The 26,046-nt window shown below is 63.1% G+C and carries 26 protein-coding genes; 15 read left to right on the top strand and 11 right to left on the bottom strand.

Annotation, left to right across the window (positions count from 1 at the left end; translation table 11 throughout):
• Window positions 1-4 precede the first annotated feature (4 nt).
• Window positions 5-490 (bottom strand): YaiI/YqxD family protein, encoded by a 486-nt coding sequence (locus JQ567_RS05960; protein ID WP_212437948.1) that lies wholly within the window; start codon window positions 488-490, stop codon window positions 5-7.
• A 175-nt stretch (window positions 491-665) separates the two neighbouring features.
• Between JQ567_RS05960 and JQ567_RS05955 the strand changes: the two genes are divergently transcribed.
• Both JQ567_RS05955 and JQ567_RS05950 read left to right on the top strand, forming a co-directional pair.
• Window positions 666-1,466: a hypothetical protein gene (locus JQ567_RS05955; protein WP_212437947.1), complete on the top strand. Its 801-nt coding sequence runs from the start codon at window positions 666-668 to the stop codon at window positions 1,464-1,466.
• Window positions 1,467-1,468: 2 nt separating this feature from the next.
• Window positions 1,469-2,077 carry a 2-hydroxychromene-2-carboxylate isomerase gene (locus JQ567_RS05950; protein ID WP_212437946.1) on the top strand — a complete coding sequence of 203 codons (609 nt, stop codon included), beginning with the start codon at window positions 1,469-1,471 and terminating at the stop codon, window positions 2,075-2,077.
• A 199-nt stretch (window positions 2,078-2,276) separates the two neighbouring features.
• Here the strand turns inward: JQ567_RS05950 and JQ567_RS05945 are convergent, their stop codons facing one another.
• Together JQ567_RS05945 and JQ567_RS05940 are read right to left on the bottom strand one after the other, a co-directional pair.
• The gene (locus JQ567_RS05945; protein WP_212437945.1) at window positions 2,277-3,665 is read right to left on the bottom strand and encodes an FAD-binding oxidoreductase; all 1,389 of its coding nucleotides are present in this window, start codon (window positions 3,663-3,665) and stop codon (window positions 2,277-2,279) included.
• A gap of 1 nt (window position 3,666) precedes the next feature.
• Window positions 3,667-6,042 (bottom strand): xanthine dehydrogenase family protein molybdopterin-binding subunit, encoded by a 2,376-nt coding sequence (locus JQ567_RS05940; protein ID WP_212437944.1) that lies wholly within the window; start codon window positions 6,040-6,042, stop codon window positions 3,667-3,669.
• A gap of 195 nt (window positions 6,043-6,237) precedes the next feature.
• On the opposite strand from JQ567_RS05940, the gene JQ567_RS05935 reads away from it, so the two are divergent.
• Both JQ567_RS05935 and JQ567_RS05930 read left to right on the top strand, forming a co-directional pair.
• Window positions 6,238-7,281: a Ppx/GppA phosphatase family protein gene (locus tag JQ567_RS05935; RefSeq protein WP_212437943.1), complete on the top strand. Its 1,044-nt coding sequence runs from the start codon at window positions 6,238-6,240 to the stop codon at window positions 7,279-7,281.
• A 52-nt stretch (window positions 7,282-7,333) separates the two neighbouring features.
• The gene (locus tag JQ567_RS05930; protein ID WP_212437942.1) at window positions 7,334-8,020 is read left to right on the top strand and encodes an RlmE family RNA methyltransferase; all 687 of its coding nucleotides are present in this window, start codon (window positions 7,334-7,336) and stop codon (window positions 8,018-8,020) included.
• 155 nt (window positions 8,021-8,175) lie between these two features.
• Here the strand turns inward: JQ567_RS05930 and JQ567_RS05925 are convergent, their stop codons facing one another.
• Together JQ567_RS05925 and JQ567_RS05920 are read right to left on the bottom strand one after the other, a co-directional pair.
• A complete protein-coding gene (locus JQ567_RS05925) occupies window positions 8,176-8,337 on the bottom strand; it encodes a hypothetical protein (protein ID WP_212437941.1) in 162 nt (53 codons plus the stop codon).
• A 30-nt stretch (window positions 8,338-8,367) separates the two neighbouring features.
• Window positions 8,368-8,547: a hypothetical protein gene (locus JQ567_RS05920; protein ID WP_212437940.1), complete on the bottom strand. Its 180-nt coding sequence runs from the start codon at window positions 8,545-8,547 to the stop codon at window positions 8,368-8,370.
• A gap of 283 nt (window positions 8,548-8,830) precedes the next feature.
• Here JQ567_RS05920 and JQ567_RS05915 point away from each other — a divergent pair, with 283 nt between their 5' ends.
• Window positions 8,831-9,148, top strand: a complete 318-nt coding sequence (locus tag JQ567_RS05915; RefSeq protein WP_212437939.1) for a hypothetical protein — start codon at window positions 8,831-8,833, stop codon at window positions 9,146-9,148.
• 5 nt (window positions 9,149-9,153) lie between these two features.
• Here the strand turns inward: JQ567_RS05915 and JQ567_RS05910 are convergent, their stop codons facing one another.
• The gene (locus tag JQ567_RS05910) at window positions 9,154-10,629 is read right to left on the bottom strand and encodes a DHA2 family efflux MFS transporter permease subunit (protein ID WP_212437938.1); all 1,476 of its coding nucleotides are present in this window, start codon (window positions 10,627-10,629) and stop codon (window positions 9,154-9,156) included.
• 135 nt (window positions 10,630-10,764) lie between these two features.
• Between JQ567_RS05910 and JQ567_RS05905 the strand changes: the two genes are divergently transcribed.
• The 4 genes from JQ567_RS05905 to JQ567_RS05890 all read left to right on the top strand — a co-directional run bounded on the left by JQ567_RS05905 (window position 10,765) and on the right by JQ567_RS05890 (window position 14,593).
• Window positions 10,765-11,013, top strand: a complete 249-nt coding sequence (locus JQ567_RS05905) for a hypothetical protein (protein ID WP_212437937.1) — start codon at window positions 10,765-10,767, stop codon at window positions 11,011-11,013.
• A 198-nt stretch (window positions 11,014-11,211) separates the two neighbouring features.
• Window positions 11,212-12,702: an IMP dehydrogenase gene (gene guaB / locus JQ567_RS05900; RefSeq protein ID WP_212437936.1), complete on the top strand. Its 1,491-nt coding sequence runs from the start codon at window positions 11,212-11,214 to the stop codon at window positions 12,700-12,702.
• 118 nt (window positions 12,703-12,820) lie between these two features.
• Entirely contained in the window at window positions 12,821-13,444 is a 624-nt protein-coding gene (locus JQ567_RS05895) for a hypothetical protein (RefSeq protein ID WP_212437935.1), read from the top strand.
• A 123-nt stretch (window positions 13,445-13,567) separates the two neighbouring features.
• Window positions 13,568-14,593, top strand: coding sequence for an NADP-dependent oxidoreductase (locus tag JQ567_RS05890; RefSeq protein WP_212437934.1), 1,026 nt, complete (start codon window positions 13,568-13,570; stop codon window positions 14,591-14,593).
• Here JQ567_RS05890 and JQ567_RS05885 read toward each other — a convergent pair.
• Complete coding sequence (locus tag JQ567_RS05885; protein WP_212437933.1) at window positions 14,590-15,438, bottom strand: metallophosphoesterase; 849 nt, start codon at window positions 15,436-15,438, stop codon at window positions 14,590-14,592. The two genes, JQ567_RS05890 and JQ567_RS05885, sit on opposite strands and share 4 nt — an antisense overlap.
• A gap of 301 nt (window positions 15,439-15,739) precedes the next feature.
• Window positions 15,740-16,447, bottom strand: coding sequence for an acriflavin resistance protein (locus JQ567_RS05880; RefSeq protein WP_312017356.1), 708 nt, complete (start codon window positions 16,445-16,447; stop codon window positions 15,740-15,742).
• A gap of 176 nt (window positions 16,448-16,623) precedes the next feature.
• Between JQ567_RS05880 and JQ567_RS05875 the strand changes: the two genes are divergently transcribed.
• Complete coding sequence (locus tag JQ567_RS05875) at window positions 16,624-17,046, top strand: MAPEG family protein (RefSeq protein WP_212438125.1); 423 nt, start codon at window positions 16,624-16,626, stop codon at window positions 17,044-17,046.
• Window positions 17,047-17,075: 29 nt separating this feature from the next.
• On the top strand, window positions 17,076-18,374 hold the full coding sequence (locus tag JQ567_RS05870; RefSeq protein WP_212437932.1) for an RsmB/NOP family class I SAM-dependent RNA methyltransferase: 1,299 nt from the start codon (window positions 17,076-17,078) through the stop codon (window positions 18,372-18,374).
• A gap of 201 nt (window positions 18,375-18,575) precedes the next feature.
• Here the strand turns inward: JQ567_RS05870 and JQ567_RS05865 are convergent, their stop codons facing one another.
• Entirely contained in the window at window positions 18,576-18,908 is a 333-nt protein-coding gene (locus JQ567_RS05865; protein ID WP_212437931.1) for a DHCW motif cupin fold protein, read from the bottom strand.
• Window positions 18,909-19,260: 352 nt separating this feature from the next.
• On the opposite strand from JQ567_RS05865, the gene guaA reads away from it, so the two are divergent.
• Window positions 19,261-20,856 carry a glutamine-hydrolyzing GMP synthase gene (gene guaA, locus JQ567_RS05860; protein ID WP_212437930.1) on the top strand — a complete coding sequence of 532 codons (1,596 nt, stop codon included), beginning with the start codon at window positions 19,261-19,263 and terminating at the stop codon, window positions 20,854-20,856.
• Between the two features lie 172 nt (window positions 20,857-21,028).
• The gene (locus JQ567_RS05855; protein WP_249165281.1) at window positions 21,029-21,868 is read left to right on the top strand and encodes a DUF4253 domain-containing protein; all 840 of its coding nucleotides are present in this window, start codon (window positions 21,029-21,031) and stop codon (window positions 21,866-21,868) included.
• 125 nt (window positions 21,869-21,993) lie between these two features.
• On the opposite strand, the gene JQ567_RS05850 is transcribed toward JQ567_RS05855, so the two are convergent.
• Window positions 21,994-22,887, bottom strand: coding sequence for a LysR family transcriptional regulator (locus JQ567_RS05850; protein ID WP_212437928.1), 894 nt, complete (start codon window positions 22,885-22,887; stop codon window positions 21,994-21,996).
• A gap of 150 nt (window positions 22,888-23,037) precedes the next feature.
• Between JQ567_RS05850 and JQ567_RS05845 the strand changes: the two genes are divergently transcribed.
• Complete coding sequence (locus JQ567_RS05845) at window positions 23,038-23,691, top strand: hydrolase (protein WP_212437927.1); 654 nt, start codon at window positions 23,038-23,040, stop codon at window positions 23,689-23,691.
• Window positions 23,692-23,960: 269 nt separating this feature from the next.
• Here JQ567_RS05845 and JQ567_RS05840 read toward each other — a convergent pair whose 3' ends face one another.
• A complete protein-coding gene (locus tag JQ567_RS05840) occupies window positions 23,961-24,590 on the bottom strand; it encodes a LysE family translocator (RefSeq protein ID WP_212437926.1) in 630 nt (209 codons plus the stop codon).
• Between the two features lie 250 nt (window positions 24,591-24,840).
• Between JQ567_RS05840 and JQ567_RS05835 the strand changes: the two genes are divergently transcribed.
• Window positions 24,841-25,485 carry a class I SAM-dependent methyltransferase gene (locus JQ567_RS05835; RefSeq protein ID WP_211994506.1) on the top strand — a complete coding sequence of 215 codons (645 nt, stop codon included), beginning with the start codon at window positions 24,841-24,843 and terminating at the stop codon, window positions 25,483-25,485.
• The last annotated feature ends 561 nt before the right edge of the window (window positions 25,486-26,046 follow it).

Raw genomic sequence — 26,046 nt, 5'->3', positions numbered from 1 at the left:
CAGCTCAATTCTGGTTCGGCGCAGGCGCTTGCGCCCGCTGACGCTGGATGCGCCGGATGGTCTGGTCGAGGGCGGAGAGGAACGTCGAGCGGTCGCGCGGCGCAAAGGATCTTGGGCCGCCCGTCACTTCACCGGACGAGCGCAGATCGGTCATCAGGTTGCGTACCGCCAAGGTCATGCCGATCGATTGCTCGGTGAACGGCTTGCCGTTCGGTGCCAGCACCTCGGCGCCGGCTTTCACGCAACGGCTCGCCAGCGGAATATCGGAGGTGATGACGATATCGCCTCTGCCGGCGCGTTCCGCAATCCAGTCGTCGGCGGCGTCCATCCCGGCGCCGGCGGCGATCCGCTCGATCAGCGGATCCTGCGGCACGCGGATGAAATTGCCCGCGACCACGCTGACGGGCAGGCCGTGCCGGCTCGCGACCTTATAGATCTCGTCCTTGACCGGGCAGGCGTCGGCGTCGACATAGATGCGGGGTGGGTTCAAGTCAGGCACTTCAGGTCAGTTCATCGGGGTGGATTCGGTCAGTTCGTCTCGTCCGCGCGTGGTACTCCATGGGGCGGAAAAATGCGAGGAAAACAGGCCGGGGAACACGCTTGCCACGACACTTTCTTTGCGTACGATAACGCCCGGAAACAACAAGAAAATAGAGGAAACGGGCATGACAAGCCGCATTGGGCCGTATCGCGTCTCGGCCTATAACACTTCCAAGCATTCCGAGAACAAGATGCACGATGACACGGTGGCGAAGCGCTATGGTTTTAGCGGCGGTCTGGTGCCCGGTGTCGATGTCATGGCCTACATGATGCACCTGCCGGTCGCAAAATGGGGCCGGGCCTTTCTCGAGCGTGGCCTGATCGAGGCGCGCTTCGTCAAGCCGGTCTATGACGGCGAGCAGGCCGATGTCATGGGCGAAGAAAGCAACGGCGTGCTTGAGCTCCAGGTCGAGAGCCGGGGAGACATTTGCGCCACCGGAACTGCATCGCTGCCGGCGGCAGCGCCGTCATTCTCCCTTTCCGCCTTTGTCGAGGTCGCAGCCGCAGACGAGCGCAAGCCGGTCGAGGCGACGTCCTATGCACTGGGTAAGTGGCTGGGCGCGGCGCCGCGCACCTGGGCGACGGACGCGGCAAAACAATATCTGGCGGATATTCGCGAAACCGAAGCGATCTACGCGCAGGAAGGACTCGGCCACCCCGGCCTGTTGCCGCGGGTGATGAACATGGTGCTTGTCGACAACGCCATCATGGGCCCATGGATTCATGTCGGCACGAGGATGCAGCTCTTGTCAGCGGCCCGCATCGGCGATGAATTGACCGCGCGTGCCAAAGTGATCGGCAATTACGACAAGAAGGGGCACCGTTTCGTCGAACTCGACGCGCTGGTGGTCGCCAACGGCAAGACGCCGCTGGCGCATTGCCACCACACCGCGATCTACCAGCCGCGCGAACAGGTGGCGGCGTAACCATGGCCATCACCATCGACTACTATCTGTCGCTGAACTCGCCCTGGACCTACATGGGCAGCGGCCCGTTCGCCGAGATCGCGCGGCGCTATGGCGCTGAAGTCAACGTCAAGCCCGCCAAGTTCGGCCCGATTTTCGAGCAGACCGGCGGGCTGCCGCTGCCAAAGCGCTCGCCGCAGCGGCAGGCTTACCGGCTGATGGAACTCCGGCGCTGGCGCGAGGTGCGAGGGCTTCCGCTCAATGTCGAGCCTAAATTCTTCCCCAGCGATGATGCGGCGGCGACGCGCCTGGTGATCGCAGCCAAGCTGCAGGGCAAGGACGCTCATAAATTGTCGCTGGAGCTGGCGCGCGCCATCTGGGAGCGCGAGGAATCGTTTGCGGACCCCGCGGTGATGGCATCATCAGCGCAACGCGCTGGACTCGACGCCGCCGCGCTGCGGGCCGGCGGCCCATCGGACGCGGAACTCGATGCGCTGTACGAGCAGTACACGCAGGACGCCCTCAAGGCCGGCGTGTTCGGCGCGCCAAGCTACGTATTGCCTTCGGGCGAGATCTTCTGGGGGCAGGACCGGCTGGAACTGCTCGATCGCGCCCTGAAGCTCGCCGCGTGAGCGCTACATTTTCAATTGTCATCCCCGCGAAGGCGGGGATCCAGTACGCCGCGGCTTCTCGACTCAAGCACTGCGGTCTCTGGAATACTGGGTCGCCCGGGCGTAGGCGAGCGGAAGCGACGCCGTCCTTCGGACGGCTAAGCCGGGCGATGACAGTTGCATATTATAGCGAATGGCTTTGCTTGTAGCGAAGCGTGGCTCACATCTCGAAGACGCGACCGGGATTGAGGATGTGATGCGGATCAAGCGCGCGCTTCAGCGTGCGCATGGTCTCGATCTCCTCCGCGGTGCGGCTGAGCTTGAGATAGGGCCGCCTGGAGATGCCGATGCCGTGCTCGGCCGAGATCGAACCGCCGAAGTCGCTGGTGAGGCCGAAGACCAGCTTCTTCATCGCCTCATGCTTGTCGGCCGGAGGCGAGTATTTTGTGTTGACGTGCAGATTGCCGTCGCCGACATGCCCGAGCACGATGGTGTAGGCGTCCTTGTCGACCGCCTTGATCGCCTTTGCGACGGCTTCCGTGAACGGTTCCATCTGGTCGATGGCGAGGCTGATGTCAAAGCCGACGGTGGGCGCGGTCGCGCGGCTGAGTTCGACGCTGGAATCGCGAACCCGCCAGATCGCGGCTGTAGAAGCACCTGAATTGGCAATGATTGCATCGAGGATGATGCCTTCACCCAGCGCCTCTTCGAGCAGACTTTCAACGTCGGAGCGGAGTCGCTCGGCATTGCTGCCCGAAGATTCCATCAGCAGGTAGAAGGGATGGGTGGCCGGAAGCGGCGCGGCGACGCCTCGCACCAGCTGGGTCACAAGGCGGTAATAGCTGTTCCACATCACCTCGAAGGCGGTCAGTTCGCCGCCAAGCCGCTTGCGCGCCAGGTCGAGCATCGCCCGCACCTTGTCGAAACTCGGCAGCGCGCACAGCACCACCTGCTGCTCGGCCGGCGCCGGGAAAATTCGCAATGCCGCGCGCGTCACCACGCCGAGCGTGCCTTCGGTGCCGATGAACAATTGCTTGAGGTCGGTGCCGGTGTTGTTCTTGATGTATTTGCGCACGCCCTTGAGCACGGTGCCGTCAGCGAGCACCGCTTCGAGCCCGAGCACGAGATCGCGCGTCATGCCATAGCGGATCACCCGATTGCCGCCGGCATTGGTCGAGATATTGCCGCCGATCGTGCAGCTGCCGCGGGCGCCAAGATCGAGCGGGTACATGAAGCCGTCCTGCGCCACGCGCTCGTGCACGCGCTGCAGCGGCACGGCGGCCTGGGCAATGACGACCCCGCCACCGGTATCGACCTCTTCGATCGCGTTCATGCGCTCCATCGACAGCACGATTTCGCCGGCCATCGGCATGGTGGCGCCGACGAGTCCGGTCATGCCGCCCTGGGTCGTGACCGCGACGCGCGCCCGGTGGCAGATCGCCAGGAATCGCGAGACGTCCTCGGTTGAGCGCGGCCGCATCACCGCGAGCGGCGGCGCGACGGCAATGCCGGCCATGTCGGTGTAATAGCGCGCATCGATATCGGCGCCGGTCAGGACCGTTGTCGCGTCGAACGCTGCGCGGAGTTCACCGATGATGGCTGGTTGCATCCTATGCCGCCTTCCTCGCCTTGGCCTCCTGGATCGCACGCCAGACGCGTTCCGATGTCAATGGCATATCGATCTGCGAAATGCCGTACTCCGACAGCGCATCGATGACAGCATTGACGATGCAGGCGAGGCTGCCGGCGCAGCCGGCTTCGCCGCAGCCCTTGGTGCCCAGCGGATTGGACTTGGCCGGCGAGGGGTGATCGGCGGTTGCCATCAGCGGAATGTCGCCGGCGCGCGGCATCGCGTAATCCATGAACGAGCCGGTGATCGGCTGGCCGCTGGAATCGTAACTGACTTCCTCCATCAGCGCCTGGCCGATGCCTTGCGCGACGCCGCCATGCAGCTGGCCGTCGACGATCATCGGGTTGACGATGGTGCCGAAGTCGCTGATCCCGGTGTAGCGCACGATTTTCGTAACCCCGGTGTCGGGATCGATCTCGACTTCGGCAACGTGGCAGCCATTGGGGAAGGTCGACGGCGTGTCCTTGGTGGCGTGGTCGACGTCGAGCGTATCGGGCACGCCCTCCGGCACCTTGCCGTCGCGCAGCCGCTGCGCCAGTTCCATGATGCCGATCGAGCGGTCGGTGCCGGCGATGGTGAAGCGGCCATTGCCGAATTCGATGTCGCCCTCGCTGGCTTCCATCAAATGCGCCGCCGCCTGCTTGCCCTTGGCGACCACGAGCGCCGCAGCTTCGACGATCGCCTGGCCGGTTGCGGTGATCGAGCGCGATCCGCCGGTGCCGTTGCCGAAACGCACGAGATCGCTGTCGCCCTGTTCGAGCGTGATCTTCTCGAAGGGTACGCCGAGTTCTGCGGACAGTACCTGCGCAAACGGCGTGGCGTGGCCCTGGCCGTAATCGAGCGTGCCGGTGGTCAGCTTCACCGATCCGTCCGGCTCGAAATTGATCTTGCCGAGTTCGCCGCTCGGCGGTGCGGTGACTTCGAGGTAGGAGCCGACTGCGATGCCGCGCAGTTTGCGCTGCTTCTTGCTTTCCTTCTTACGCTTGGCAAAATTGGCGTGGTCGGACAATTCCAGCGCTTTCGCAAACACGCCCTGGAAATCGCCGCTGTCATACGTGACGCCGGATGCCGCCGGGAACGGCAGTTGCGCCGGCTTGATGAAATTGCGCTTGCGCAAGGTGAGCCGGTTGATGCCCATTTCGTCGGCGGCGCGGTCGATCAGCCGCTCCATGTAGTAATTGGCCTCGGGCCGGCCTGCGCCGCGATAGGCGCCCATCAGCGTGGTGTTGGTCAGCACCGTCTTGATGTCGACGCCGAGCAGCGGCGTACGATAGACGCTTGCAAGGTTCTTGGCGGTGTTGAGCGACAGCGGCCCGGGCGCCACGCCGGTGATGTAGGCGCCGAGATTGCCGTAGCCTTTCAGACGCACGGCGAGGAATTTGCCCTCGGCATCCAGCGCCAGTTCGCAATGCATGGTCTGCGCGCGGCCGTGGCTGTCGGACAGGAAGCTGGTCGAGCGCTCGTCGGTCCACTTCACCGGACGGCCCAGCACCTTCGAGGCATGCGCGATGCAGGTGTATTCCGGATAGTTCATGTTCTTCATGCCGAACGAGCCGCCGACATTGGCGGTCAGGATACGAACCTTGTCGTTCGGCACGTTCAGGATTTTTGCAAACGTAACCTTGTTGCCGGAAACGCCCTGGGTCGGCACCTGGATCGTGAAGCGCTCGCTGGCCTTGTCGTAGGAAGCCAGCGCCACGCGTGGCTCCATCGACACCACGGCGACGCGGGTGTTGACGACGTCAAGCTTGGTCACATGCGCGGCGCCGGCGAACGCCGCATCGATCTTCGCGGCATCGCCATAGTGATAGTCGAGCGCTGTGTTGTTGGGGATGTGATCGTAGAGCTGCGGCGCGCCGGGTTGGGCTGCTTCCTCGGCATTGGTCACCGCGGGCAGCGGCTCGATGTCGAGCTCGACGGCTTCCGCCGCATCGCGCGCCTGCGACAGCGTTTCGGCGACGACATAGGCCACGGGATCGCCGACGAAGCGCACCTTGTCGGTCGCCAATGCCATGCGGTTGGTCTGCAACAGCGGTGAGCCGTCGCGGCTCTTCAGCGGCAGGCCGCAGGTGAAGGGGTTATAGCCGGCGGCCACGAGGTCCTGGCCGGTCCAGACGCCGAGCACGCCCGGCATGGTCCGCGCCGCCTTGATATCGATGCCGCGGATGATTCCATGGGCGTGGCTGGAGCGCACGATCCAGGCGTAGGCCTGGCCCGGCAGGCTGAAATCATCGGTGTATTTGCCCTTGCCGCGGACCAGCGTGTCGTCTTCCTTGCGCCGGACCGGCTGTCCGACCCCGTATTTTTGCACTGCGATAGCGTTTTCCAGCGACGACGGAGACGTATGATCTTGCATCGAAAAATACCTGAAATGCTTGGATTTCCGCGACTTTCGCGGGCTCGGAACCAAATAACGCACCGATCCCCCAGCGACAACGCCTGTTTGGGCATGGTCCTATGTGATGGGATGTTGCGTAGGCCCTTGGCGCTGCTAAAGTTTCCGTGAACGCTCATTCTTCGGCGGCAGCAAAGCCGCGGAAAGACAGTTTTGATGAACGAGGATACGCGGCTTGCCGATGGCCTTGCGGCCCGCGCAAGCCCGTCAGGGTCTGCTGTGGCAGGGGCGGAAAGCGGCGTCTACGCCGCGCTCGACCTTGGCACCAACAACTGCCGGCTCCTGATCGCCTGTCCGGCCGGCGACGGCTTCCGCGTGGTCGATTCGTTCTCGCGGATCATCCGGCTGGGCGAGGGCATCTCCTCGACCGGTTCCATCAGCGAGGCGGCGATCGACCGTGCGATTGCGGCCTTAAGTATCTGCAGCGACAAGATCCGCTACCGCAGGGCGAGACGTCTGCGGTTGATCGCAACCGAAGCCTGCCGCGCCGCGGCCAATGCCGAGAGCTTCCGCGAGAGGGTGGCAAAAGACACCGGCATCCGGCTCGAGGTGATCGATCGCGAGACCGAGGCGACGCTCGCGGTGATCGGCTGCTCGCCGCTGCTCGATCCCAAGGGGCGGGGCGCCATCCTGTTCGATATCGGCGGCGGATCGACGGAACTGGTCCGGATCGAGCGCGATCCAGGGGAAGAAAACGCCGTACCGCGGATCAAGGCCTGGATGTCGATCCCGCTCGGCGTCGTCACCATCGCCGAGCATTTCGGCGGCAAGGACGTCACGGCCGAATCCTATGCGCGGATGATCGCCGAGGTCGCGCAATATGTGGCACCGTTTGCGGCCGAGCATGGCGGCGATCTGCGTGACATGCATCTGCTCGGCACGTCAGGCACCGTGACGACGCTGGCCGGCGTGTTTCTCAATTTGCAGCGCTACGACCGGCGCCGCATCGACGGCATCTGGATGAACAATTCCGACGTCACCTCGGTGATCCAGCGCCTGCTCGGCATGAGCTATCAGGAGCGCGCCAACAACAATTGCATCAGCATCGAGCGCGCCGATCTGGTGCTGGCCGGGTGCGCCATTCTCGACGCGATCCGCGACGCGTTCCCGTTGCCGCGGTTGCGCGTCGCCGACCGCGGCCTGCGCGAGGGCATGCTGGTCGAAATGATGCGGGAGGACGGCGCGCTGCGGTCGTGCTAAGGCGCGGCAGCGTGTGCTAGATCACATCCGGCTCCTCAAGGCGAATATCGATATGGCTAAAGACACCACCGGCCGGTTGCACGTCACGGTCAAGTCTGGTGGCAAGCGCAAGCTGTCATCAAAGCTCTGGCTGGAACGGCAGCTCAACGATCCCTATGTGGCGCAGGCCAAAAAGGACGGCTGGCGCTCGCGCGCGGCCTACAAGCTGATCGAGATCGACGACAAGCACCGTTTCCTCAAGCAAGGCATCTCCGTGGTCGATCTCGGCGCGGCCCCCGGCGGCTGGAGCCAGGTCGCGGCCAAACGCATCGGGGCGGCCAACGGCAAGGGCAGGGTGGTCGCGATCGATCTGTTGGAAATGCCGGAAGTGCCGGGCGTCACCTTCGCGCAGCTCGATTTCCTTAGCCACGACGCGCCGGAAAAACTGCTGGCGATGATGGGCGGCCGCGCCGACGTGGTGCTGTCCGATATGGCCGCCAACACGACGGGCCATCGCAAGACCGATCAGCTCCGCATCATCGGGCTGGTCGAAACCGCGGCGGCGTTCGCCACCGAGGTGCTCAATCCCGGCGGCACCTTCGTCGCAAAGGTGTTTCAGAGCGGCGCCGAAGGCGAACTGCTGGCGCAGCTGAAGCGCGATTTTGCCACCGTCAAACACGTCAAGCCGGCCTCGAGCCGCCAGGACTCGTCGGAGCGCTACGTGCTGGCGATGGGCTTTCGCGGGCAGCCGAAGGCGTAACTGATAATTCTCGTCATTGCGAGCGAAGCGAAGCAATCCATCTTTTCTGCAACAGGAAAGCATGGATTGCTTCGTCGCTTGCGCTCCTCGCAATGACGCAAATAAAAGAGGCCGCCCGACTGGGCGGCCTCTTGCCGGTCTGATGCCGCGAATGATCAGAAACGGAACGGACCAAGCGGAATAAACGGAATCGGGAACGGAAACGGGTCGGTCGGAAAGGTCGGGCCGGTCCCGGTCGGAAGCCGCGGTCCGGTCTGCTTGATCATGCCGCCGGCAACCTTGTTCAGTTCATCGAGGCTCAGTTCATTCTTGTTCATGTCAGTCTCCTGTTGGTTTGGGATTGATAGTTAGCCGATGGTCCAACGCGCGAAGACGTCCTTGAACGTCCAGTCGCCGGTCGGGTACGGCGGCTTGGGCACCGGGCGTCCCGGAATGCAGCCGCCATCCTTGACGCCGCCTGCGACGGTTTCCAGCGCCGCGTCGTCGAGCAGACGAACCGACTGATCTGAATTCCTAGAGTTCACCATTGTCGTCTCCCGTGTGTCCTTGGAGCGAGACCATTCCCGCCATCCGTGATCACAGGGATACGGCATGGGCCGGCCCCTTGCCGTGACCGACGTCACACAGCAAACCGGGCCATCACGATTTCGAATGAGAGCCGCCAACGCAGCGGCCGGGCAAAAAGAAAGCCGCCATGAGGCGGCTTTCCGTATTCCGACGTTGCGGTGCCGTAACTACCGTCCGCCCTGAGGACCCACCGGCGATCCGCTGGGGGAGGTATTGATAGCGGGGTTTCCTGATGGATTCCGCGTGCTGTTGGCGCCGGCGGCGGCGCTGCCGGCATCGTTGCTCAAGCCGGTGGTGGAACTGCCTGTCGTCATGCTGTTGACCGACGGTGCCGTGGTGGTGGTGCCGCTTGTGGTCGATCCGCCGGTCGCGGTGCTGCCACCGGTGGAACCGGTGCCGGTCTGTGCGAGCGCGAAGCTGCTTGCAAGTGCAAGTACCGCGGCCAATCCAAGCGTTCCAAGTTTCGAGCTTCCGAGTTTCATGGTGTCTTTCCTCTCCAGGTACGAAAGGAAAACGGTTGCGCCGGGATATGTTTCCGGCGTTGGGATCAACTGGGTGTGACGGATCTATCCCAGCCGCTGATCGCGCGCGTCTTCGGTGCCTTCGCTGGCGGCTTTGGTCGCGGCCTTTTCTGCGCCCTTGCGGCTGGAAATCTCGACCGCCTTGCGGCCCGAAATTTCGTGGCCGGCGTCATCGGGCATCTGCCAGAAGAACCAGGCCGACACCGCCGAGATGATCGCGACCACGATAAAGGCCGGGCCGAACATGGTTGCATCCAGTTCGGTGGCGTGATGCCACAGCATGGTCGTTTCCACCGAGAACGCGCCGACCGCGACGCCGGCCGAGGTGGCCAGCTGCTGGTTGACGCTCACAAGTGTGGTGGCGCGGCTCATCTGCGCCGGTTCGACCTCTGCATAAGCGACGGTGTTGATCGCGGTGAATTGCAGCGAGCGGAAGAAGCCGCCGACCACGAGGATGAGGAAGATCAGCGTCAGCGGCGTCGACACCGTGAACAGGGCGCAGGCGGCGAGAAACACCGAGCTGATGATGGCGTTGACCGCCATCATGTTGCGAAAGCCGAAGGTGCGGATGATGCGCGCGGCCAGCGTCTTCATGCCCATGGCGCCGACCGCGGAGGAGAACGTCACGAGGCCGGACTGGAACGGCGTCAGCCCAAAACCTTCCTGCATCAGCAGCGGCAGCAGGAACGGCAGCGCGCCGATCCCGAGCCGGAACAGGAAGCCGCCGTAGATGCTGGCGCGCAGCGTCTGCAGCCGCAGCATGGAAAAATCCAGCACCGGCGATTTCGTCTTCCGCGCATGCACCACGTAAAGAGTCATCGAGATCGATCCGACGGCAATGAGGCCGACGACGACAGTCCAGGGCAGCAGATTGAGCCCGGCGACCGAGAGGCCGAAGGCGATGCCGGCAAGGCCAATGCCCGCCAGCACCAGGCCGTAAAGATCGAACCGTTCCGGATCTTCGCTGCGGATCGGGTCGATGTATTTCATCGCCATGAAGATGCCGAGCAGCCCGATCGGAATGTTGATCAGGAAGATCCAGTGCCAGGAGAAATAGGTGGTGATGAAGCCGCCGAGCGGCGGCCCGATCACCGGGCCGATCAGCGCCGGCACCGTCACCCAGGTCATCGCCTGCACCAGTCCGCTCTTGTCGATCGAGCGCAGCAGCACCAGCCGACCGACCGGCGTCATCATCGCGCCGCCGAGACCCTGCAAGATGCGCGCGATCACAAAATGCGTGACTGACGTCGACATCGCGCAGCCGATCGATCCCAGCATGAAGACGCCGATGGCGATGGAAAATACCATCCGCGCGCCGAAGCGGTCGGCGGTCCAGCCGCTGGCGGGAATGAACACCGCGAGCGAGAGCAGATACGACGTGATCGCAAGTTTCAGGGTCAGCGGGCTGGTGCCGATATCAGCCGCAATCGCCGGCAGCGACGTCGCAATGACCGTCGCGTCCATGTTTTCCATGAACAAAGCGGTGGCCACGATGAGCGGGATCAGGCGCTGTTTGTCCATGGGAATCAGGGTGCGGGAAAGCGGGCGGGGCGCTCTGGCGCTGTATCATCCCGCTGCCGGGCAAGCCATTGCGGAACCGGCCAAACCACCTAAATCCTGCGTGACGCCGCTGCCTGGCGCCACCGGAGACCAACGATGATCTACCTGCTTGCCGCGCTGTTGCCGCCGCTTGGGCTGCTCCTGAACGGACAGCCATTTTCGGCGATCTTCAACCTCGTTTTGCTGGTGTTTTGCCTGGTTTTCGGCCTGTTTTTCCACGTCCTGCTGCTGGTGCCGTCGGCGCATGCGCTTGTCGTGGTTCACATGAAGCGGGAGGACCGCCGGCACCGGGAGGTGGTGGAGGCGATCCGCCAGCATGGCCCGCCGCCGGGATATCAACGTTAAAGCCCTTTACCTAAGGGCTTTTCGGGAAAAGCCCTGTGCATAGCGGCCAAACCCTTTGATTCGGCCGTCTGCCATGCTATCGACCACCGTCAACCCCACCGATGGGCTTCGATTCGACGGCAGCGCCGCTAGCGCAGCCGAAGGCGACGTTCATCCCAAATAATATCGCGGCGGAAGGCCGCCGAAAGGAGTTGGCAAATGGCGCAGGGACTTCAGGCTATCCGCGAAGCCTACACGTTCGACGACGTGCTGCTCAAACCCGGTCTTTCCGACATCCTGCCCTCGGAGGCGGATATCCGCTCCCGCGTGACCCGCGCGATCCCGCTCAACATCCCGATCATTGCATCCGCGATGGATACGGTGACCGAGGCGCGGATGGCGATCGCGATGGCGCAGGCGGGCGGGGTCGGCGTCATCCACCGCAACTTCGATCCCGAAGGCCAGGCCGCCCAGGTACGGCAGGTCAAGAAGTACGAATCCGGCATGGTGGTCAATCCGCTGACCATCGGCCCCGACGCCATGCTGTCGGACGCGATGACGCTGATGACCGATCACGGCTTCTCCGGCATTCCGGTGGTCACCGGCGCCAGCAAGGGCGTTCCGGGCAAGCTGGTCGGCATCCTCACCAACCGCGACGTGCGTTTTGCCACCGACCCCAAGCAAAAAATCTCCGAGCTGATGACGCATGAAGGCCTCGTCACGGTGCGCGAAGGCGTTAGCCAGGACGAGGCGAAGCGGATGCTGCACAAGCATCGCATCGAAAAGCTGCTGGTGGTCGACGAGCAATATCGCTGCGTCGGCCTGATTACCGTGAAAGACATGGAAAAGGCGGTCGCGCATCCGCTCGCCTGCAAGGACGCGCAGGGGCGGCTTCGCGTCGCGGCGGCGACCACGGTCGGCGAGGGCGGCTTTGAGCGTACCGAGCTGCTGATCGACGCCGGTGTCGATCTCATCGTGGTGGACACCGCACACGGCCACTCCTCGCGGGTGCTGGAAGCCGTCAATCGCATCAAGCGGCTTTCCAACGCCGTGCAAGTCATCGCCGGCAACATCGCCACCAAGGAAGGCGCGCAGGCGCTGATCGATGCCGGCGCGGATGCGATCAAGGTCGGCATCGGGCCGGGCTCGATCTGCACCACGCGCATCGTCGCCGGTGTCGGCGTTCCCCAGCTCACGGCGATCATGGATGCGGTCGAAGCCGCCAAGAAATCCAACATCCCCGTGATCGCCGACGGCGGCATCAAATATTCCGGCGATCTCGCCAAGGCGCTCGCCGCCGGCGCCGACATCGCCATGGTTGGCTCCTTGCTCGCCGGCACCGACGAGACCCCGGGCGAAGTGTTCTTGTGGCAGGGCCGTTCCTACAAGGCCTATCGCGGCATGGGCTCGGTCGGCGCGATGGCGCGCGGCTCGGCGGACCGCTACTTCCAGCAGGACATCAAGGACACGCTCAAGCTGGTGCCCGAGGGCATCGAGGGCCAGGTGCCGTATAAGGGCCCGGTCGGCAACGTCATGCACCAGCTCGCCGGCGGTCTTCGCGCGGCAATGGGCTATGTCGGCGCGCGCAACCTCGCCGAATTCCACGAGAAGGCGCAGTTCGTGCGCATCACCGGCGCGGGCCTGCGCGAAAGCCACGTCCACGACGTCACCATCACCCGCGAAAGCCCGAACTATCCGGGCGGGGTGTAATTTAAGGCCGTCATTCCGGGGCGATGCGCAGCATCGAACCCGGAATCTCGAGATTCCGCGTCTGGTCCTGCGGACCATCCCGGAATGACGGCATCGCAGTTGAAAGAAATTGAACATCATGGTCGATTGGTCAGACGACAGGATTGCCGCGCTTTCAAATCAGGATTTGAAGAATCTGCTCGTCAACGCCGAGCGGAAAGCCGCGGCCGATATCATCGCGCGGTGCAACGCCGAGCTGCAAAAGCGCAACGCGGCCAGGCCAGGCAAGGCATCGAAGCCGCGCACCGAGGCAAAAGAGTTCGAGCACGCGATGTCGGAGCAGCTCGCCGAGATCGGCAAGGCGATGGCCGCCAAATTCGATCTGTCGGAAGAGACCGCGAAAGCGAAGTCGGTGGGCGTCAAGGGCTTCAAGGCCCACAAGCTGCTCGACTCCAAGGGTTTTGCAAAACTCGGCGGCATGCAGCGCGACGGTTCGGTGGCGGTCGACCGCTACATTTCCTATCGGCGTGGTACCGACATCGTCTCGCTCAGCGTCTTCCTGCTGAAGGATCAGCCCGTCGAAACCCATGAGTTTCACGTGATCGCGCCGGCGGCCTTGCTTGATGGGGCAAAGCCGATTGCGGAGGTTCGTCCCACCGCGACGGAAGCCCAGAAGCAGACCGCGGATAGCGGGCTGGCGTTTCCAGATCTGCCAAGCGCTGCGGCGGCGTTTGAGGCCGCGCTGGCAAAAATCGCGGCCTGATATTTGTTATAAGCCGTCATTGCGAGGAGCGTCAGCGACGAAGCAATCCATCTTTCCTTTGGCAAGAATGGATTGCTTCGCTACGCTCGCAATGACGAAGAATAACAATCGGAGGAACCAACCATGTCCCAATCCGCAAAACGCATCGTTCTCGCGTCCCGTCCCGTGGGCGAACCCAAGCCATCCGACTTCCGCCTCGAGGAATATACCGCGCCGACGCCCGGCGAGGGCCAGGTCCTGCTGCGCACCATCTGGCTGTCGCTCGATCCCTATATGCGCGGGCGGATGAGCGACGGCCCGTCCTATGCGGCGCCGGTGCCGATCGACGGCGTGATGGAAGGCGGCACGGTCAGTGAGGTGATCGCCTCGAACAATCCCGGTTTTGCGAAAGGCGACATCGTGCTGTCGCGCGCCGGCTGGCAGACGCATGCGATTTCCGATGGCGAGGGTTTGGCAAAGATCGATCCGAAGATCGCGCCGATCTCGACCGCGGTCGGCGTGCTCGGCATGCCCGGCATGACCGCCTATACCGGCCTGCTCGACATCGGCAAGCCGCAGCCGGGCGAGACCGTGGTGGTGGCGGCGGCCTCCGGCGCCGTCGGTTCAGCCGTCGGCCAGATCGCCAGGATCAAGGGTGCGCGGGCGATCGGCATCGCCGGCGGCAAGGACAAGTGCGACTACGTCAAAAAGGAACTCGGCTTCGATGATTGCCTCGATCACCGCGATCCCGATCTCGCGGCGAAGCTGAAGGACGCCTGCCCGAAGGGGATCGACGTCTATTTTGAAAACGTCGGCGGCGCGGTGTTCGAGGCGGTGTTCCCGCAGCTCAATGCGTTCGCGCGCATGCCGGTCTGCGGCTTGATCGCCGAGTACAACAATTTCGGCGAGACCTCGCCGAAATGGGCCGGCAAGATGATGCGCGCGGTGCTGACCAAGCGCCTCACCATCCGCGGCTTCATCGTCAGCGATTTTGCCGCGCGCCACGGCGACTTCCTGCGCGACATGTCGGGGTGGTTCCGTGAAGGCAAGATCAAGCACAAGGAATTCGTCACCGAAGGCCTCGACAGCGCGCCCGCTGCGTTCATGGGCCTGCTCAAGGGCGCCAATTTCGGCAAGCAGCTGGTGCGCGTCGGGCCGGACAAGGCTTAAGCGCTCTCCGCCTTTCGATCCGGGTAAAGCAACTCGTCCAGGTCGACATCGACCTGGCCGGGCGCGCGGGCGTGGCGGACTTCAAAACTGTCCGGCGTAAAACGATACTCCACCAGCCCGGTTTCCTTGATCGCGATCCGCTCCTGCCGCGCATCCGAGATGATGAAACCGGCCGATGGCGCCCAGACATGACGGACGCGGCGATAGGTGAAATCGCGGCGCTGGTGGACATGGCCGGAGGCGATCAGGCGCAGATCGACCGTGCCGAACATCTCGATCAGCCGCGCCCGCGCCGGCTGCGGCACGTAGCGGATCGCCGATGATTCCAGTTCGGGGTCATCGGGCAGATTGAGATAAAGCGGCTTGTGCACGAACAGCGCGACCGGCTTGCCGTTCGTGCGCGCCAGTTCCGACGCAAGCCAGTCGAACTGCTCGGCCTCGCTGGCAAGGCCGGTGTTCATGATCAGCGAGTTCAATCCGACAAAACACCAGCCGGCTTCGTCGAACCGCCAGCGGTCTTCGCCGATCACAGCGCGAAAGGTTTGCAGGTGCTGTTCGTTCGCGGGATGTGATGGCACCGGTCCGACCGCGGTCGGGTTGTCGCCGATGTCGTGATTGCCGGGCAGATAGCGACAGGCGACCGGCAGCTCGGCGTGCAGCGATTTGGCGAAGGCGAGATCGTCCGGGCTGGTCGGCGCATCGAAAGCAAGATCGCCGCTGTTGATCACAAGATCTGGCCGCGTCGCGTCGATATGTTCAGCTGCGCGATGAAAATTGTCGGTGAGCTTTGCGAGGCGGCGGGCGAGGTGGGTGTCGGAAATCTGGGTAAGGCGGAATTGGCTCATGCGATATTCCTTTCGTCGCCGATTATAGATTTGTCGGCGACGGAATGATGAAATTTGAGTCGTGATCGTCCGCACGTTCAACGGCGCGCGCAAGGTTGTTTGATGGCTTGTTTGAAAAATTGTTTGAATTGAGAAGCAGCATCTTCCTTCCCTCTCCCCTTGTGGGAGAGGGTGGCTTCGCGAAGCGAAGACGGGTGAGGGGTTCTCTCCTCACGGCAAGATTTCCAGATGCGGATAGAGACCCCTCATCCGGCGCTTCGCGCCACCTTCTCCCACAAGGGGAGAAGGAAGAAAGTAGCGCTCACAGCACGCGGTAGCGGATCGCGAAGGCGTTATGCGTCTCTGGTGTCACGGTGTCGCCCTTCGCAAGCGTGATGCCGTCGGCCAGATGCCACGGCCCGAACTTGTCGGAATGCGTGGGGCTGGCCGGCAGCCGCAGCTTGAACTGGGTTTGCGCTCTCCCGGGCAGATTGAGCACCACCATGCGCTCGGTGGTGCGGTAGTCGAGCGTGACGGTTCCCCTGAGCACGCTGCGGCCGTCTGACGTGGCGGCCAGCGCGTCCTGCACTTTGGCCAGCTTCTGGTTCCGGTCGGTCAGCAGTTCCACCTGCGTATCCGATATCGCGGTCAGCGCCGCCTTCGGCAGGCGGATTTCGAATTCCACCGCGGGTTTTGCCGGATTGATGCCGAGATAGGCCAGCGCAGCATGCCTGACGTCGTAGACCACGAAGGCGACGAGGGCGATCACGACAACAGCGGCGAGGCCGTGCTTGAAAAGGTCGCGCGGGCTGCGGGTGCCGCTGCGGAAATAGACCGACAGCACGATCGCCACCGCCAGCGCGGCGGCGACACCGGCCAGCGTCGACATCACAATGCCAAGCCCGCCATCGACGCTGTCGTCGAACCAGCCGGTTCCGGCGCCAACCGTCCGGAGCAGGGAGGTCACGGAATCGCCGGGCACTTCGGCCACGCGGGCCGCGCCGGTCCAGAGCGGTGAGGTGATGTTCATGGCGGCATCTCGAAGGGGCGGAGCCATCAGGACCGGAATGACCCGAGCGCTCCAGCAGTTGGTCACGCGGGGGCCGATTGTGGTTCAGCCCGAACGGCGATTTGTCAGGCGGCGGTACCCCCGCTATTGGTTCACCCGAGGCAGATGCCTCCGGGGAGATTCCCATGGGCGTCCTGATGTCGATTCAACTGGTTCTGCTGCCTGTCTTTGCCCAGGTCGGGCTGACCTTTGCGCTGCTGCTGTGGATGGCCACGGCGCGGACCAGTGCCCTGAAAGCGAAGGAAACCAGCCTGAAGGACATCGCCCTGCGGCAGCCGAACTGGCCCGAAAAAGCCACCAAGATCGGCAATTGTTACAGCAACCAGTTCGAAATCCCGGTCCTGTTCTACATCCTGATCGCGCTGGCGCTGCCGCTGCGCAAGGCCGATTTCTTCATCCTGCTGATGTCCTGGGTGTTTGTCGTGACGCGCTTTGCCCATGCCGGGATCTTCGTGACCTCCAACGACGTCCGGACCCGCTCGCTGGCCTGGTTCGCCGGCGTCCTTGTGCTGCTGGCGATGTGGATCTACTTCGCGCTGAAGATGCTGTTGCTCATCTGAGCGCGACCTTCTCGAACCGAAAGCTTTGAATGACCCCCGCCGCCCGGCTGTCCGCAGCCATCGAACTGATCGACACCATCGACGCCCAGCGTGTTCCCGCCGCCAAGGCGCTGAAGGAATGGGGCACCGCGCACCGTTATGCCGGTTCCGGCGACCGTGCCGCGATTTCGGGCCTGATCTGGGACGTGCTGCGCCGCCGCGCCTCCAGCGCCTGGCTGATGGAGGCCGACACGTCACGGGCCCGCGTGCTCGGCATGCTCCGGCTCGAGCGCAAGCTCGATACGGACGCCATCGCCGCGCTCTGCGACGGCGGCCGCTTTGCCCCGGAACCGCTCAGCGACGGCGAGCGCTCCGCACTGACCTCGCGTTCCCTCGACGGTGCGCCGCCGCACATCGCCGGCGATTACCCGGAATGGCTGGATGCGCATCTGATGGAAGTGTTCGGCGACGACCGCGTCGCCGAGGCCACGGCCATGGCCAGCCGGGCGCCGCTCGACCTTCGCATTAACACCCTAAAAGCCAACCGCGAGAAGATGTTGCCGCGGCTTTCTCATCTCGGCGCGCAGCCGACGCCGTGGTCCGCGATCGGCCTGCGCATCGAACTCGGCGCCGACGCCCGCAACCCCGGCATCCATGCCGAGGAGGACTTTATCAAGGGCGCCGTTGAAGTGCAGGATGAAGGCTCGCAGCTGGCGGCGTTGCTGTCGGCGGCAAAACCCGGCGAGCAGGTGATCGACCTCTGCGCCGGCGCCGGCGGCAAGACACTAGCGTTAGCGGCAATGATGCAGGGCAAGGGCCGTTTGATTGCCACCGACCATGACAAGCGCCAGCTCGCACCGATCCACGAGCGGCTGTCGCGCGCCGGCATCCACAACGCCGATGTCCGCACGCCGAAGGGCGACGCCGACCCGCTGGCCGACATCCACGCCTCAGCCGATCTGGTGGTGATCGACGCGCCGTGCACCGGCACCGGCACCTGGCGCCGCAACCCCGACGCCAAATGGCGGATGCGCCCCGGCGCGCTCGACGTGCGCTTGAAGGACCAGGCCGAAGTGCTTGATCGCGCGGCCGCTCTGGTAAAGCCGGGCGGCCGGATCGCCTACATCACGTGCTCCGTGCTGCCACCGGAAAACGGCGCGCAGGTTCGCAGTTTTGTCGCGCGCCATCCGGAGTTTGCGGTGGTACCGCCGGAACAGACGGCGAGCGTGCTGTGGGACAAGGCGGAAGATTTTGCCAACGCTGCGCTGCAGTCGCCGGAGGGTTGGCTGATGACCCCGCGGCGCACGGGAACGGACGGGTTTTTTGTGTCGGTGTTGAAGAAGGCGTAAGTCGTAGGGTGGGCAAAGGCGCACTTGCGCCGTGCCCACCATCTTTCAACGCGTGGACCGGATGGTGGGCACGCTTCGCTTTGCCCACCCTACGATTCCACCGTCGTCATTGCGAGGAGCGAAGCGACGAAGCAATCCATCCATCCGTTATGCCGAGAGGTGAATTGCTTCGCTTCGCTCGCAATGACGGCGGGAACTCTCTCAATCCACAATAAACAGCTTCGCCCCGGTCTTCGTCGACGACCGGTGCGCCGCGTCACCGAAATCCGACACCTGGTAGCTCATGCCCGGCGTCAGCTTGAATTTGCGCCCATCCCGCAGCTCGCTTTCGAGCTCACCCTCCAGCACGTAGAGCACATGCCCGCGGTCGCACCAGTGATCGGCGAGGTAGCCCGGCGTGTACTCGACCATCCGCACCCGCAAGTCGCCGATATCAAGCGTCCGCCACGTCGCCTGTCCGGTCTCACCCATGTGCGTCGTCGGCTCGACCTTGCTCCAGTCGGTGACGGTGAAGGGCAGGGTTGGGATTTTCATGTGGGGGTCCTGTGCTCTGGCGATCGTCTGATGCATCCACGGCGGCGGTGCACTCCCTCTCCCGCTTGCGGGGGAGGGCGGGGTGGGGGTGTCTCCACGAGTCGGACTGCCCAAGTGGAGAGAGCCCCCACCCGCCGCGCTTCGCGCGTCGACCTCCCCCGCAAGCGGGAGAGGTGCAGCGAGCTCGCGGCTGCACCGCGAACTAATAAACCAGATGCTTAGCCGAACACGCCAAACCCGGCAAATTACGTCAATAATACTGTCCTAATCCCATTTGTCCACGCCCACATAAGAATGTGAGTCCCCCGTTTGTGCGGTTGCGAGCGCGGCCCCCGTCGCGTAATTCCTGTCCATGACAGCAGCACAGCCCGCAGCAGAGTCGACGCCTTCAGTGGCCTCGGCGCACGACAAGATTCTGATCGTCGATTTCGGCAGTCAGGTGACGCAACTGATCGCCCGCCGCGTCCGCGAGGAGGGCGTTTATTCCGAGATCGTGCCGTTCCAGAAGGCGGAAGCCGCCTTCAAGGAGATGAAGCCGAAAGCGGTGATCCTCTCCGGCGGCCCGGAATCGGTGCATGAGGCCGGCTCGCCCCGCGCGCCGCAGCTGATCTTCGATTCCGGCGTTCCCGTGCTCGGCATCTGCTACGGCCAGATGACCATGGCCGCCCAGCTCGGCGGCGAGGTCGAGGGCGGCCATCACCGCGAGTTCGGCCGCGCCGATGTCGAGGTCAAGGCGGCGAGCCAGCTGTTCGAATCCACCTGGGGCATGGGCGAGAAACACCAGGTCTGGATGAGCCATGGCGACCGCATCACCAAGATGCCGCCGGGCTTTTCGGTCGCCGGCGTCAGCGCCAACGCGCCGTTCGCGGTCATCCAGGACGAGAAGCGCAAATATTACGGCCTGATGTTCCACCCCGAAGTGGTGCACACGCCGGATGGTGCAAAACTGATCCGCAATTTCGTCAGAAAAGTTTCCGGCCTCACCGGCGACTGGACCATGCGCGCGTTCCGCGAGGAGGCAATTGAAAAAATCCGCGCCCAGGTCGGCAAGGGCAGGGTGATCTGCGGCCTCTCCGGCGGCGTCGACTCGGCGGTCGCCGCGGTGCTGATCCACGAGGCGGTCGGCGACCAGCTCACCTGCGTGTTCGTCGATCACGGCATGCTGCGGCTCGATGAAGCCAAGACCGTCGTCGACCTGTTCCGCCACCACTACAACATTCCGCTGGTGCACGTGGATGCCTCCAAGCAATTCTTGGGCGAACTCGCTGGGGTCACCGACCCCGAAGTGAAGCGCAAGACCATCGGCCGTCTGTTCATCGACGTGTTCGATGCTGAAGCCAAGAAGATCGGCGGCGCGGATTTCCTGGCGCAGGGCACGCTCTACCCCGACGTGATCGAGAGCGTCTCCTTCACCGGCGGCCCGTCGGTGACGATCAAGAGCCACCACAATGTCGGCGGCCTTCCTGATCGTATGAACATGAAGCTGGTCGAACCCTTGCGCGAATTGTTCAAGGACGAGGTCCGCGTGCTCGGCCGCGAACTCGGCCTCCCCGAAATCTTCGTCGGCCGCCACCCGTTCCCCGGGCCGGGCCTCGCCATCCGCTGCCCCGGCGACATCACCAAGGAAAAGCTCGACATCCTCCGCAATGCGGATGCCGTCTATATCGATCAAATCAGGAAACACGGCCTCTACGATGCGATCTGGCAGGCCTTTGCGGTGCTGCTGCCGGTGAAGACCGTCGGCGTCATGGGCGACGGCCGCACCTACGAATACGTCGTCGGCCTCCGCGCCGTCACCTCCACCGACGGCATGACCGCGGACTTCTATCCCTTCGAGATGAAGTTCCTGGGCGAGACCGCGACGCGGATCATCAACGAGGTGAAGGGGGTGAATAGGGTGGTGTATGACGTGACGAGCAAGCCGCCGGGGACGATTGAGTGGGAGTAGGGGGCTCCGATAGTTCGGGATGTGCTTGGCACTTGACACAACCGCGCTACCGTCGGACTGAGAGGAAGTGGCCGCGCAGCGGCGCCCGGGGACACGATTGATGCATCGGCGGGACTTGTTGCGATGGCTTCTTGCCGGAGCGCTTGCTGCTGGAGTGCGAGGATCGAGCGCGATGACGCCAGATGAATTCCGACAGAAGGCTCTGGCGAACTTTCCACTCAAGCTGATTGAGACGACCGGCGATCACGCACTGGCGAAGTGGCAGGAGCTGAAATCATCCGGCGCAGGTTGCCCGGTGATTCTCGGAGGTGATGCTTTTGACAATCTGCTCACACCGTTCGGTCCGGACATGCCAAATGTCCAGCCGCGCCTCTCCGTCGAAGCAATACTCAAGTTGGCTGCGGACATTAGTTTTCCGGAGGATATCGCCAAGCGCGGGAAAGAAAAAAGGGACGCAGCTCTAGAGCGGCTGAAGGCCGCTCTCGCGGCCAATCCCAACATGCCGCTTCCGCAAATCACCGAGACGAACAATGGAAGCACGCGGACCCTATCGCGGGAGGAAACGACTGCCGCGATGCTGCGAGCGCACCGCGATCCTCCGGTTGGAGACTGGCCGGCCTCACCAGAACCATCCATCGGGCTTTCAGTTGCAAGAGATCTATCAGGCCGGCCGTTTTCGAAGGTCTTCATTGGCGTTGCACCGACCGACGATTGGACCACCATTCCAGCGTACCTTCGTTGGGGCAATTGGAATGCTTGTCCGGCGGCCGAGTATCATGTTGCAGCGATGAGGACTTGGCGCGACCGCTACGGCGCGGAACTGATCGGCATGAGCTCCGACACGCTGAATGTGCGGGTGGCTACCAAGCCAGCAACGCGGGAGGAGGCACTTGCGCTGGCTCGCGATCAATACATCTACTGCGCGGACATAGTCGATCAAGGCGCTCAGACCTACAGCGCGCTCGCTGCCTATCTGATGGCGAACGACTGGTGGTACTTTTGGTGGGATTGAAGAAGCAAAAACTGAAAGAAGCTCTTAAAGTGGATTAGCCGCAGGCGTAATGCACCGCATTGTTTTACCGTGACGCACTAGTGGTGCGGCGGGTTACGCTTCGCTAACCCGCCCACAGACGCCTTTTAGCGATCGACACCCGCGAGGTGCGGAGCCGGTTCGCAATACTCGATCAGCAATTCGGTGAGGACGCGTATCTTCCGTGCGGGATGCTGGCCTGGCGGGCGGATGACATATGCACCCGCCGGAGGTGGGGGATAACGTGTCAGGACCGGCACAAGCGCTCCGGAGGCTACATATTCATCGGTGAGGCCGTCGGGGAGGTAGGCAATCCCGAGTCCTGCTGTTGCGGCGGCGACTAGAGCTGTGCCGTTGTCTGCCTTGAAGCGCCCCTGCGGACGAATCGTGATGATCTTGTCGCCATCCATGAGTTGCCAGGCTTCGGTGCCCTGCATCAGAGCCTCATGAGCGACGAGTTCCTCCGGCGTCTCGGGCGACCCATGCGCCTTGATGTAGTCCGGGCTCGCGACGAACTTCCCATGGATTGGTCCGACCCGTCTTGCGATCAAGTTGGAATCCTGAAGATAGCCAACCCGTATCGCACAATCATAACCCTCTGTGATGAGATCGACGAAGCGATCACTGTAGCAGGTGTGGATTTGGAGCTTGGGATGGCGACGCGCCATTTCCGCGAGGATGGGAGCGAAGTGAGTCGGGCCGAAAGAAACCGGCACAGCAATCCGCAAGCGGCCGCGAAGGTCACCGGCGGGTAGGATCGTTTCTCTGGCCACGTCGATCTCGGCGCAGACTCTGGCCGCATAATCTCGGAACGTGGCCCCTGCTTCCGTGAGAGCGGCGCCCCGGGTGGTCCGTGCAAGAAGCTGGACACCAAGTTCCGCTTCAAGCCGGAAGAGCCGCCGACTGACGATTGACTTGGAGACGCCGAGCCGGAGCGCAGCAGGCGAAACTCCCCCAGCATCAGCCACCTCTACGAAGGTCTGCAGCTCTTCGATGTCCATTTAGCGTTCCCCTTTCCGCGACACAGCTTTCCACAATGGGGTGCTACCGCATCTCGAATAGGAACGGCAAATACTGGCTCCAGGCAACGTCCCCCTGGCGCATGTCCCGCAAAACCAATGCCGCTCACAACGGCAGCAAAGGATGTAATAATGACTTTTCGTAACGGCCTTGCTTCGCTTCTTCGTCCCGACGACTCGGTACTCGTTCTTATCGACCACCAGCCCTACCAGCTCGCGAACCTGAACAGTCACGATCCGCATGCGGTGGTCAACAATTCGACGGCCTTGGCAAAGGTGGCTAAGGCATTCGGCGTCCCCACCATCCTGACGAGCGTCATCGCCGAGCGCGGCGGCCTGATCTTCCCCCACATCACCGACGTGTTTCCCGGCCAGGAGGTCATCGACCGGACGTTCATCAATACCTGGGAAGACAGGAAGGTCGTGGACGCAGTCAAGGCGACGGGTCGCAAGCAACTGATTATCGCTGGCTTGTGGACCGAGATCTGCGTCGCCATGCCGGTTATTCAGGCGCTGGGCGAAGGCTGGGATGTCACGGTCATCACCGACGCTTCGGGCGGCACGTCAGTCGAGGCGCACGAGGTGGCCATCCAGCGCATGATCGCGGCCGGTGCGAACATGATGACCTGGCTGGCCCTGGCATCGGAATGGCAGCGCGACTGGGCGCGCACCGAGCACGCCGGCGAGCTGACGGAGGTGCTTAAGCAACACGTCGCTGGCAGCGGCATCGCGTTCCTCTGGGAGCAGCAGCTGCTCAACACGCCGGTGCCGAGCAGCGCAGGCTGATCTGAGCGGGGTGACGAAATCTTGATTGATAGGTTGCGATAAAAAGCCGACTGTTTATCAAGCCTCGTCATCCCGCACTTCAGCTCATAGGGTGGATTAGCCGACCTGTCCGCCGTAGCTCGCAGAGCGAAGGCGGAAGGCGTAATCCACCACATCGATTCATCCATCGGATTACGCTGCGCTAATCCTCGCACAAAGGGGGTCTCAGGCCATGCCCCGTGTGCTCTACATGCCGATCGGCTCAGCGGCGGGCGTTGCTGGCAATAATGCTAGCGCTCCTGCAGAGCCAGGCGGACGCCCAGAGCGCAATAAATTCCGCCCACGATCTTGCCTTGCCACTTCAGCACCGTCGGATTGCGGCGGAGAAAGTTGCCCAGGCGCCCGGCCGAAACCGCAAATATCACGGTGCTCAGCAAGCCCAACAGGACAAAGATTGTCCCGAAGATCGCCAGTTGCAGCGCCACCGAGCCATTCCCGGAGTCGACGAACTGAGGCAGGAAGGCCAGGAAGAAAAGCGCGGTCTTTGGGTTTAGCACTTCGGCCACGATGGCCTGCCGAAACGCCGTCTGCGGCGTGATCAGAACTGATCGGGCGGCAGTTGGATCCGACGGTGATTTTGCGATGATCGCCTGTACTCCGAGAAAGACCAAATAGGCGGCGCCGAGATACTTGACGATACTAAAAAGCGTTGCCGACGCGGCGATGATGGCGGAAATGCCGACGATCGCCGTGAAGGTATGAATAACATCGCCCGCCGCGATTCCAGCTCCGGTCGCGATGCCGACCCGGGTACCCGAGCTTGTTGCCCGGGCGACGGTGAGGAGTGTGGCAGGACCAGGTATGAAAACGAATCCAAGAACGATTGAGACGTAAGCTATCAAGGTCGTCCAGTCGATCATGTACCAGTCCTCGCAACCAATATTCGGGAAAGGGGCCTTACCCCGGACCATGAACCGCGGACGACTTAGCACGTAGCACGGATTAGCCGACCTGTCCGCCGTAGCTCGCAGAGCGAAGGCGGAAGGCGTAATCCGCCGCCTTTGTAACAGACCGAGCGGCGGATTACGCTTACGCCAATCCGCCTACGGGCTGCCATCCGAAGTTTCCAATTCCTCCGTATATGCTAGAAGCCTCCGCATAGGGGACGCCATGTTTCGTACCGCAAATGATGCGCAGTTCTGGGACCGCATCGCGCGCAAATATGCCGCCGATCCGATTGCCGATATGCCGGGCTATGAGCGCACGCTGGAGCGAACGCGACATTATCTCAACGGCAATGAGGCGGCTTTCGAGTTCGGATGCGGGACGGGAACGACGGCGCTTAGACTTGCGCCATCGGTCGGGCGCATCATGGCGACCGACCTGTCCGGCGAAATGATCGCGATCGCGCGTGAGAAGGCTCATGCCGAAGGCTGCGGCAATATCACGTTCGAGGTGGCGCGGCCCGAGGCGGCGCAGTGGCCCGACGGAAGTTTTGACGTCGCGTTCGGCTTCAATGTCCTGCATCTGGTGGCCGACCGCGCAGCGGTCTTGCGAGGCATCCATCGGCTGCTGCGGCCTGGCGGGCTGTTCCTTTCGAAGACGCCATGCCTGAAGGAAATGAATCCGCTGCTGCGGATCGCGGTGCCCTTGGCGCAGCTCATCGGCAAGGCGCCCCATGTAACGTTCCTGTCCGCGGAGGATCTGGAGCGCGAGATCGCGTCGGCGGGATTTGAAATCATCGAACTTGCGCGCCACGCCTCGCGCGGTAAGGACGCGCGGCCGTTCGTTGTGGCGCGAAAGGCGATGATTTGAGCACCCGATGAGCTCGTGATGTCGGGGTTACGCTTCGCTAACCCGCCCTACGAACTGCGTCGCTTCGCACGCAACAACGAAGTTGTGTCTTCGCCTGTGACAAAACAACCCGACGGGCAAATCACTTCGGGTTACCGGAAATCATGTCAAGTCGAAAAATTCCGAAAATCAAAAAGATTTTTCTTTCCACGCACCCCAAATCACCGGCACATATTTGCCCATCCCGTCCTGCCATGAGGGGCGTCGGCCATCGTCACGAACGTTGGGCGGGTCGCGATGGACGCCGATGTTGCGCTTGACGGGCGCGGCAGAGGCGTACGGCAAAAGCGTGTGGTCCTGACGCCCGTAACGGCGTCAAGCTTTTGGGAGGCTAACGCTGACCAGAGGCGACGGTGGCAATAGAGGCCGTCTCACCGGGGAGAGCGCGTCATAAGCCGTAAAGCCATTGCGCAGGGAAGGCTGGGTGTTCCCCGCTGCCCTGTATGCTCGTGTGCACCATCTTGTTGCACAATCGCACACGAGACCGCGGGTGCAGCGCGCACCCGGCCTTCCCTGCGCCCT

The sequence above is a fragment of the Bradyrhizobium sp. AUGA SZCCT0431 genome (genome assembly GCF_018131065.1).
Lineage (GTDB): Bacteria > Pseudomonadota > Alphaproteobacteria > Rhizobiales > Xanthobacteraceae > Bradyrhizobium.
This window is presented reverse-complemented; position numbering and strand designations above follow the sequence as displayed.

What these genes read in the sequence shown, in the direction of transcription:
- JQ567_RS05905 (WP_212437937.1), top strand. Translation starts at nt 10,765, where the DNA reads ATGATCTACCTGCTTGCCGCGCTGTTGCCGCCGCTTGGGCTGCTCCTG.
- JQ567_RS05875 (WP_212438125.1), top strand. Translation starts at nt 16,624, where the DNA reads ATGTCGATTCAACTGGTTCTGCTGCCTGTCTTTGCCCAGGTCGGGCTG.
- guaB (WP_212437936.1), top strand. Translation starts at nt 11,212, where the DNA reads ATGGCGCAGGGACTTCAGGCTATCCGCGAAGCCTACACGTTCGACGAC.
- JQ567_RS05955 (WP_212437947.1), top strand. Translation starts at nt 666, where the DNA reads ATGACAAGCCGCATTGGGCCGTATCGCGTCTCGGCCTATAACACTTCC.
- JQ567_RS05845 (WP_212437927.1), top strand. Translation starts at nt 23,038, where the DNA reads ATGACTTTTCGTAACGGCCTTGCTTCGCTTCTTCGTCCCGACGACTCG.
- JQ567_RS05870 (WP_212437932.1), top strand. Translation starts at nt 17,076, where the DNA reads ATGACCCCCGCCGCCCGGCTGTCCGCAGCCATCGAACTGATCGACACC.
- JQ567_RS05880 (WP_312017356.1), bottom strand. Translation starts at nt 16,447, where the DNA reads ATGAACATCACCTCACCGCTCTGGACCGGCGCGGCCCGCGTGGCCGAA.
- JQ567_RS05945 (WP_212437945.1), bottom strand. Translation starts at nt 3,665, where the DNA reads ATGCAACCAGCCATCATCGGTGAACTCCGCGCAGCGTTCGACGCGACA.
- JQ567_RS05840 (WP_212437926.1), bottom strand. Translation starts at nt 24,590, where the DNA reads ATGATCGACTGGACGACCTTGATAGCTTACGTCTCAATCGTTCTTGGA.
- JQ567_RS05865 (WP_212437931.1), bottom strand. Translation starts at nt 18,908, where the DNA reads ATGAAAATCCCAACCCTGCCCTTCACCGTCACCGACTGGAGCAAGGTC.
- JQ567_RS05895 (WP_212437935.1), top strand. Translation starts at nt 12,821, where the DNA reads ATGGTCGATTGGTCAGACGACAGGATTGCCGCGCTTTCAAATCAGGAT.
- JQ567_RS05925 (WP_212437941.1), bottom strand. Translation starts at nt 8,337, where the DNA reads ATGAACAAGAATGAACTGAGCCTCGATGAACTGAACAAGGTTGCCGGC.
- JQ567_RS05940 (WP_212437944.1), bottom strand. Translation starts at nt 6,042, where the DNA reads ATGCAAGATCATACGTCTCCGTCGTCGCTGGAAAACGCTATCGCAGTG.
- JQ567_RS05935 (WP_212437943.1), top strand. Translation starts at nt 6,238, where the DNA reads ATGAACGAGGATACGCGGCTTGCCGATGGCCTTGCGGCCCGCGCAAGC.
- JQ567_RS05835 (WP_211994506.1), top strand. Translation starts at nt 24,841, where the DNA reads ATGTTTCGTACCGCAAATGATGCGCAGTTCTGGGACCGCATCGCGCGC.
- guaA (WP_212437930.1), top strand. Translation starts at nt 19,261, where the DNA reads ATGACAGCAGCACAGCCCGCAGCAGAGTCGACGCCTTCAGTGGCCTCG.
- JQ567_RS05930 (WP_212437942.1), top strand. Translation starts at nt 7,334, where the DNA reads ATGGCTAAAGACACCACCGGCCGGTTGCACGTCACGGTCAAGTCTGGT.
- JQ567_RS05890 (WP_212437934.1), top strand. Translation starts at nt 13,568, where the DNA reads ATGTCCCAATCCGCAAAACGCATCGTTCTCGCGTCCCGTCCCGTGGGC.
- JQ567_RS05920 (WP_212437940.1), bottom strand. Translation starts at nt 8,547, where the DNA reads ATGGTGAACTCTAGGAATTCAGATCAGTCGGTTCGTCTGCTCGACGAC.
- JQ567_RS05950 (WP_212437946.1), top strand. Translation starts at nt 1,469, where the DNA reads ATGGCCATCACCATCGACTACTATCTGTCGCTGAACTCGCCCTGGACC.
- JQ567_RS05850 (WP_212437928.1), bottom strand. Translation starts at nt 22,887, where the DNA reads ATGGACATCGAAGAGCTGCAGACCTTCGTAGAGGTGGCTGATGCTGGG.
- JQ567_RS05855 (WP_249165281.1), top strand. Translation starts at nt 21,029, where the DNA reads ATGACGCCAGATGAATTCCGACAGAAGGCTCTGGCGAACTTTCCACTC.
- JQ567_RS05910 (WP_212437938.1), bottom strand. Translation starts at nt 10,629, where the DNA reads ATGGACAAACAGCGCCTGATCCCGCTCATCGTGGCCACCGCTTTGTTC.
- JQ567_RS05885 (WP_212437933.1), bottom strand. Translation starts at nt 15,438, where the DNA reads ATGAGCCAATTCCGCCTTACCCAGATTTCCGACACCCACCTCGCCCGC.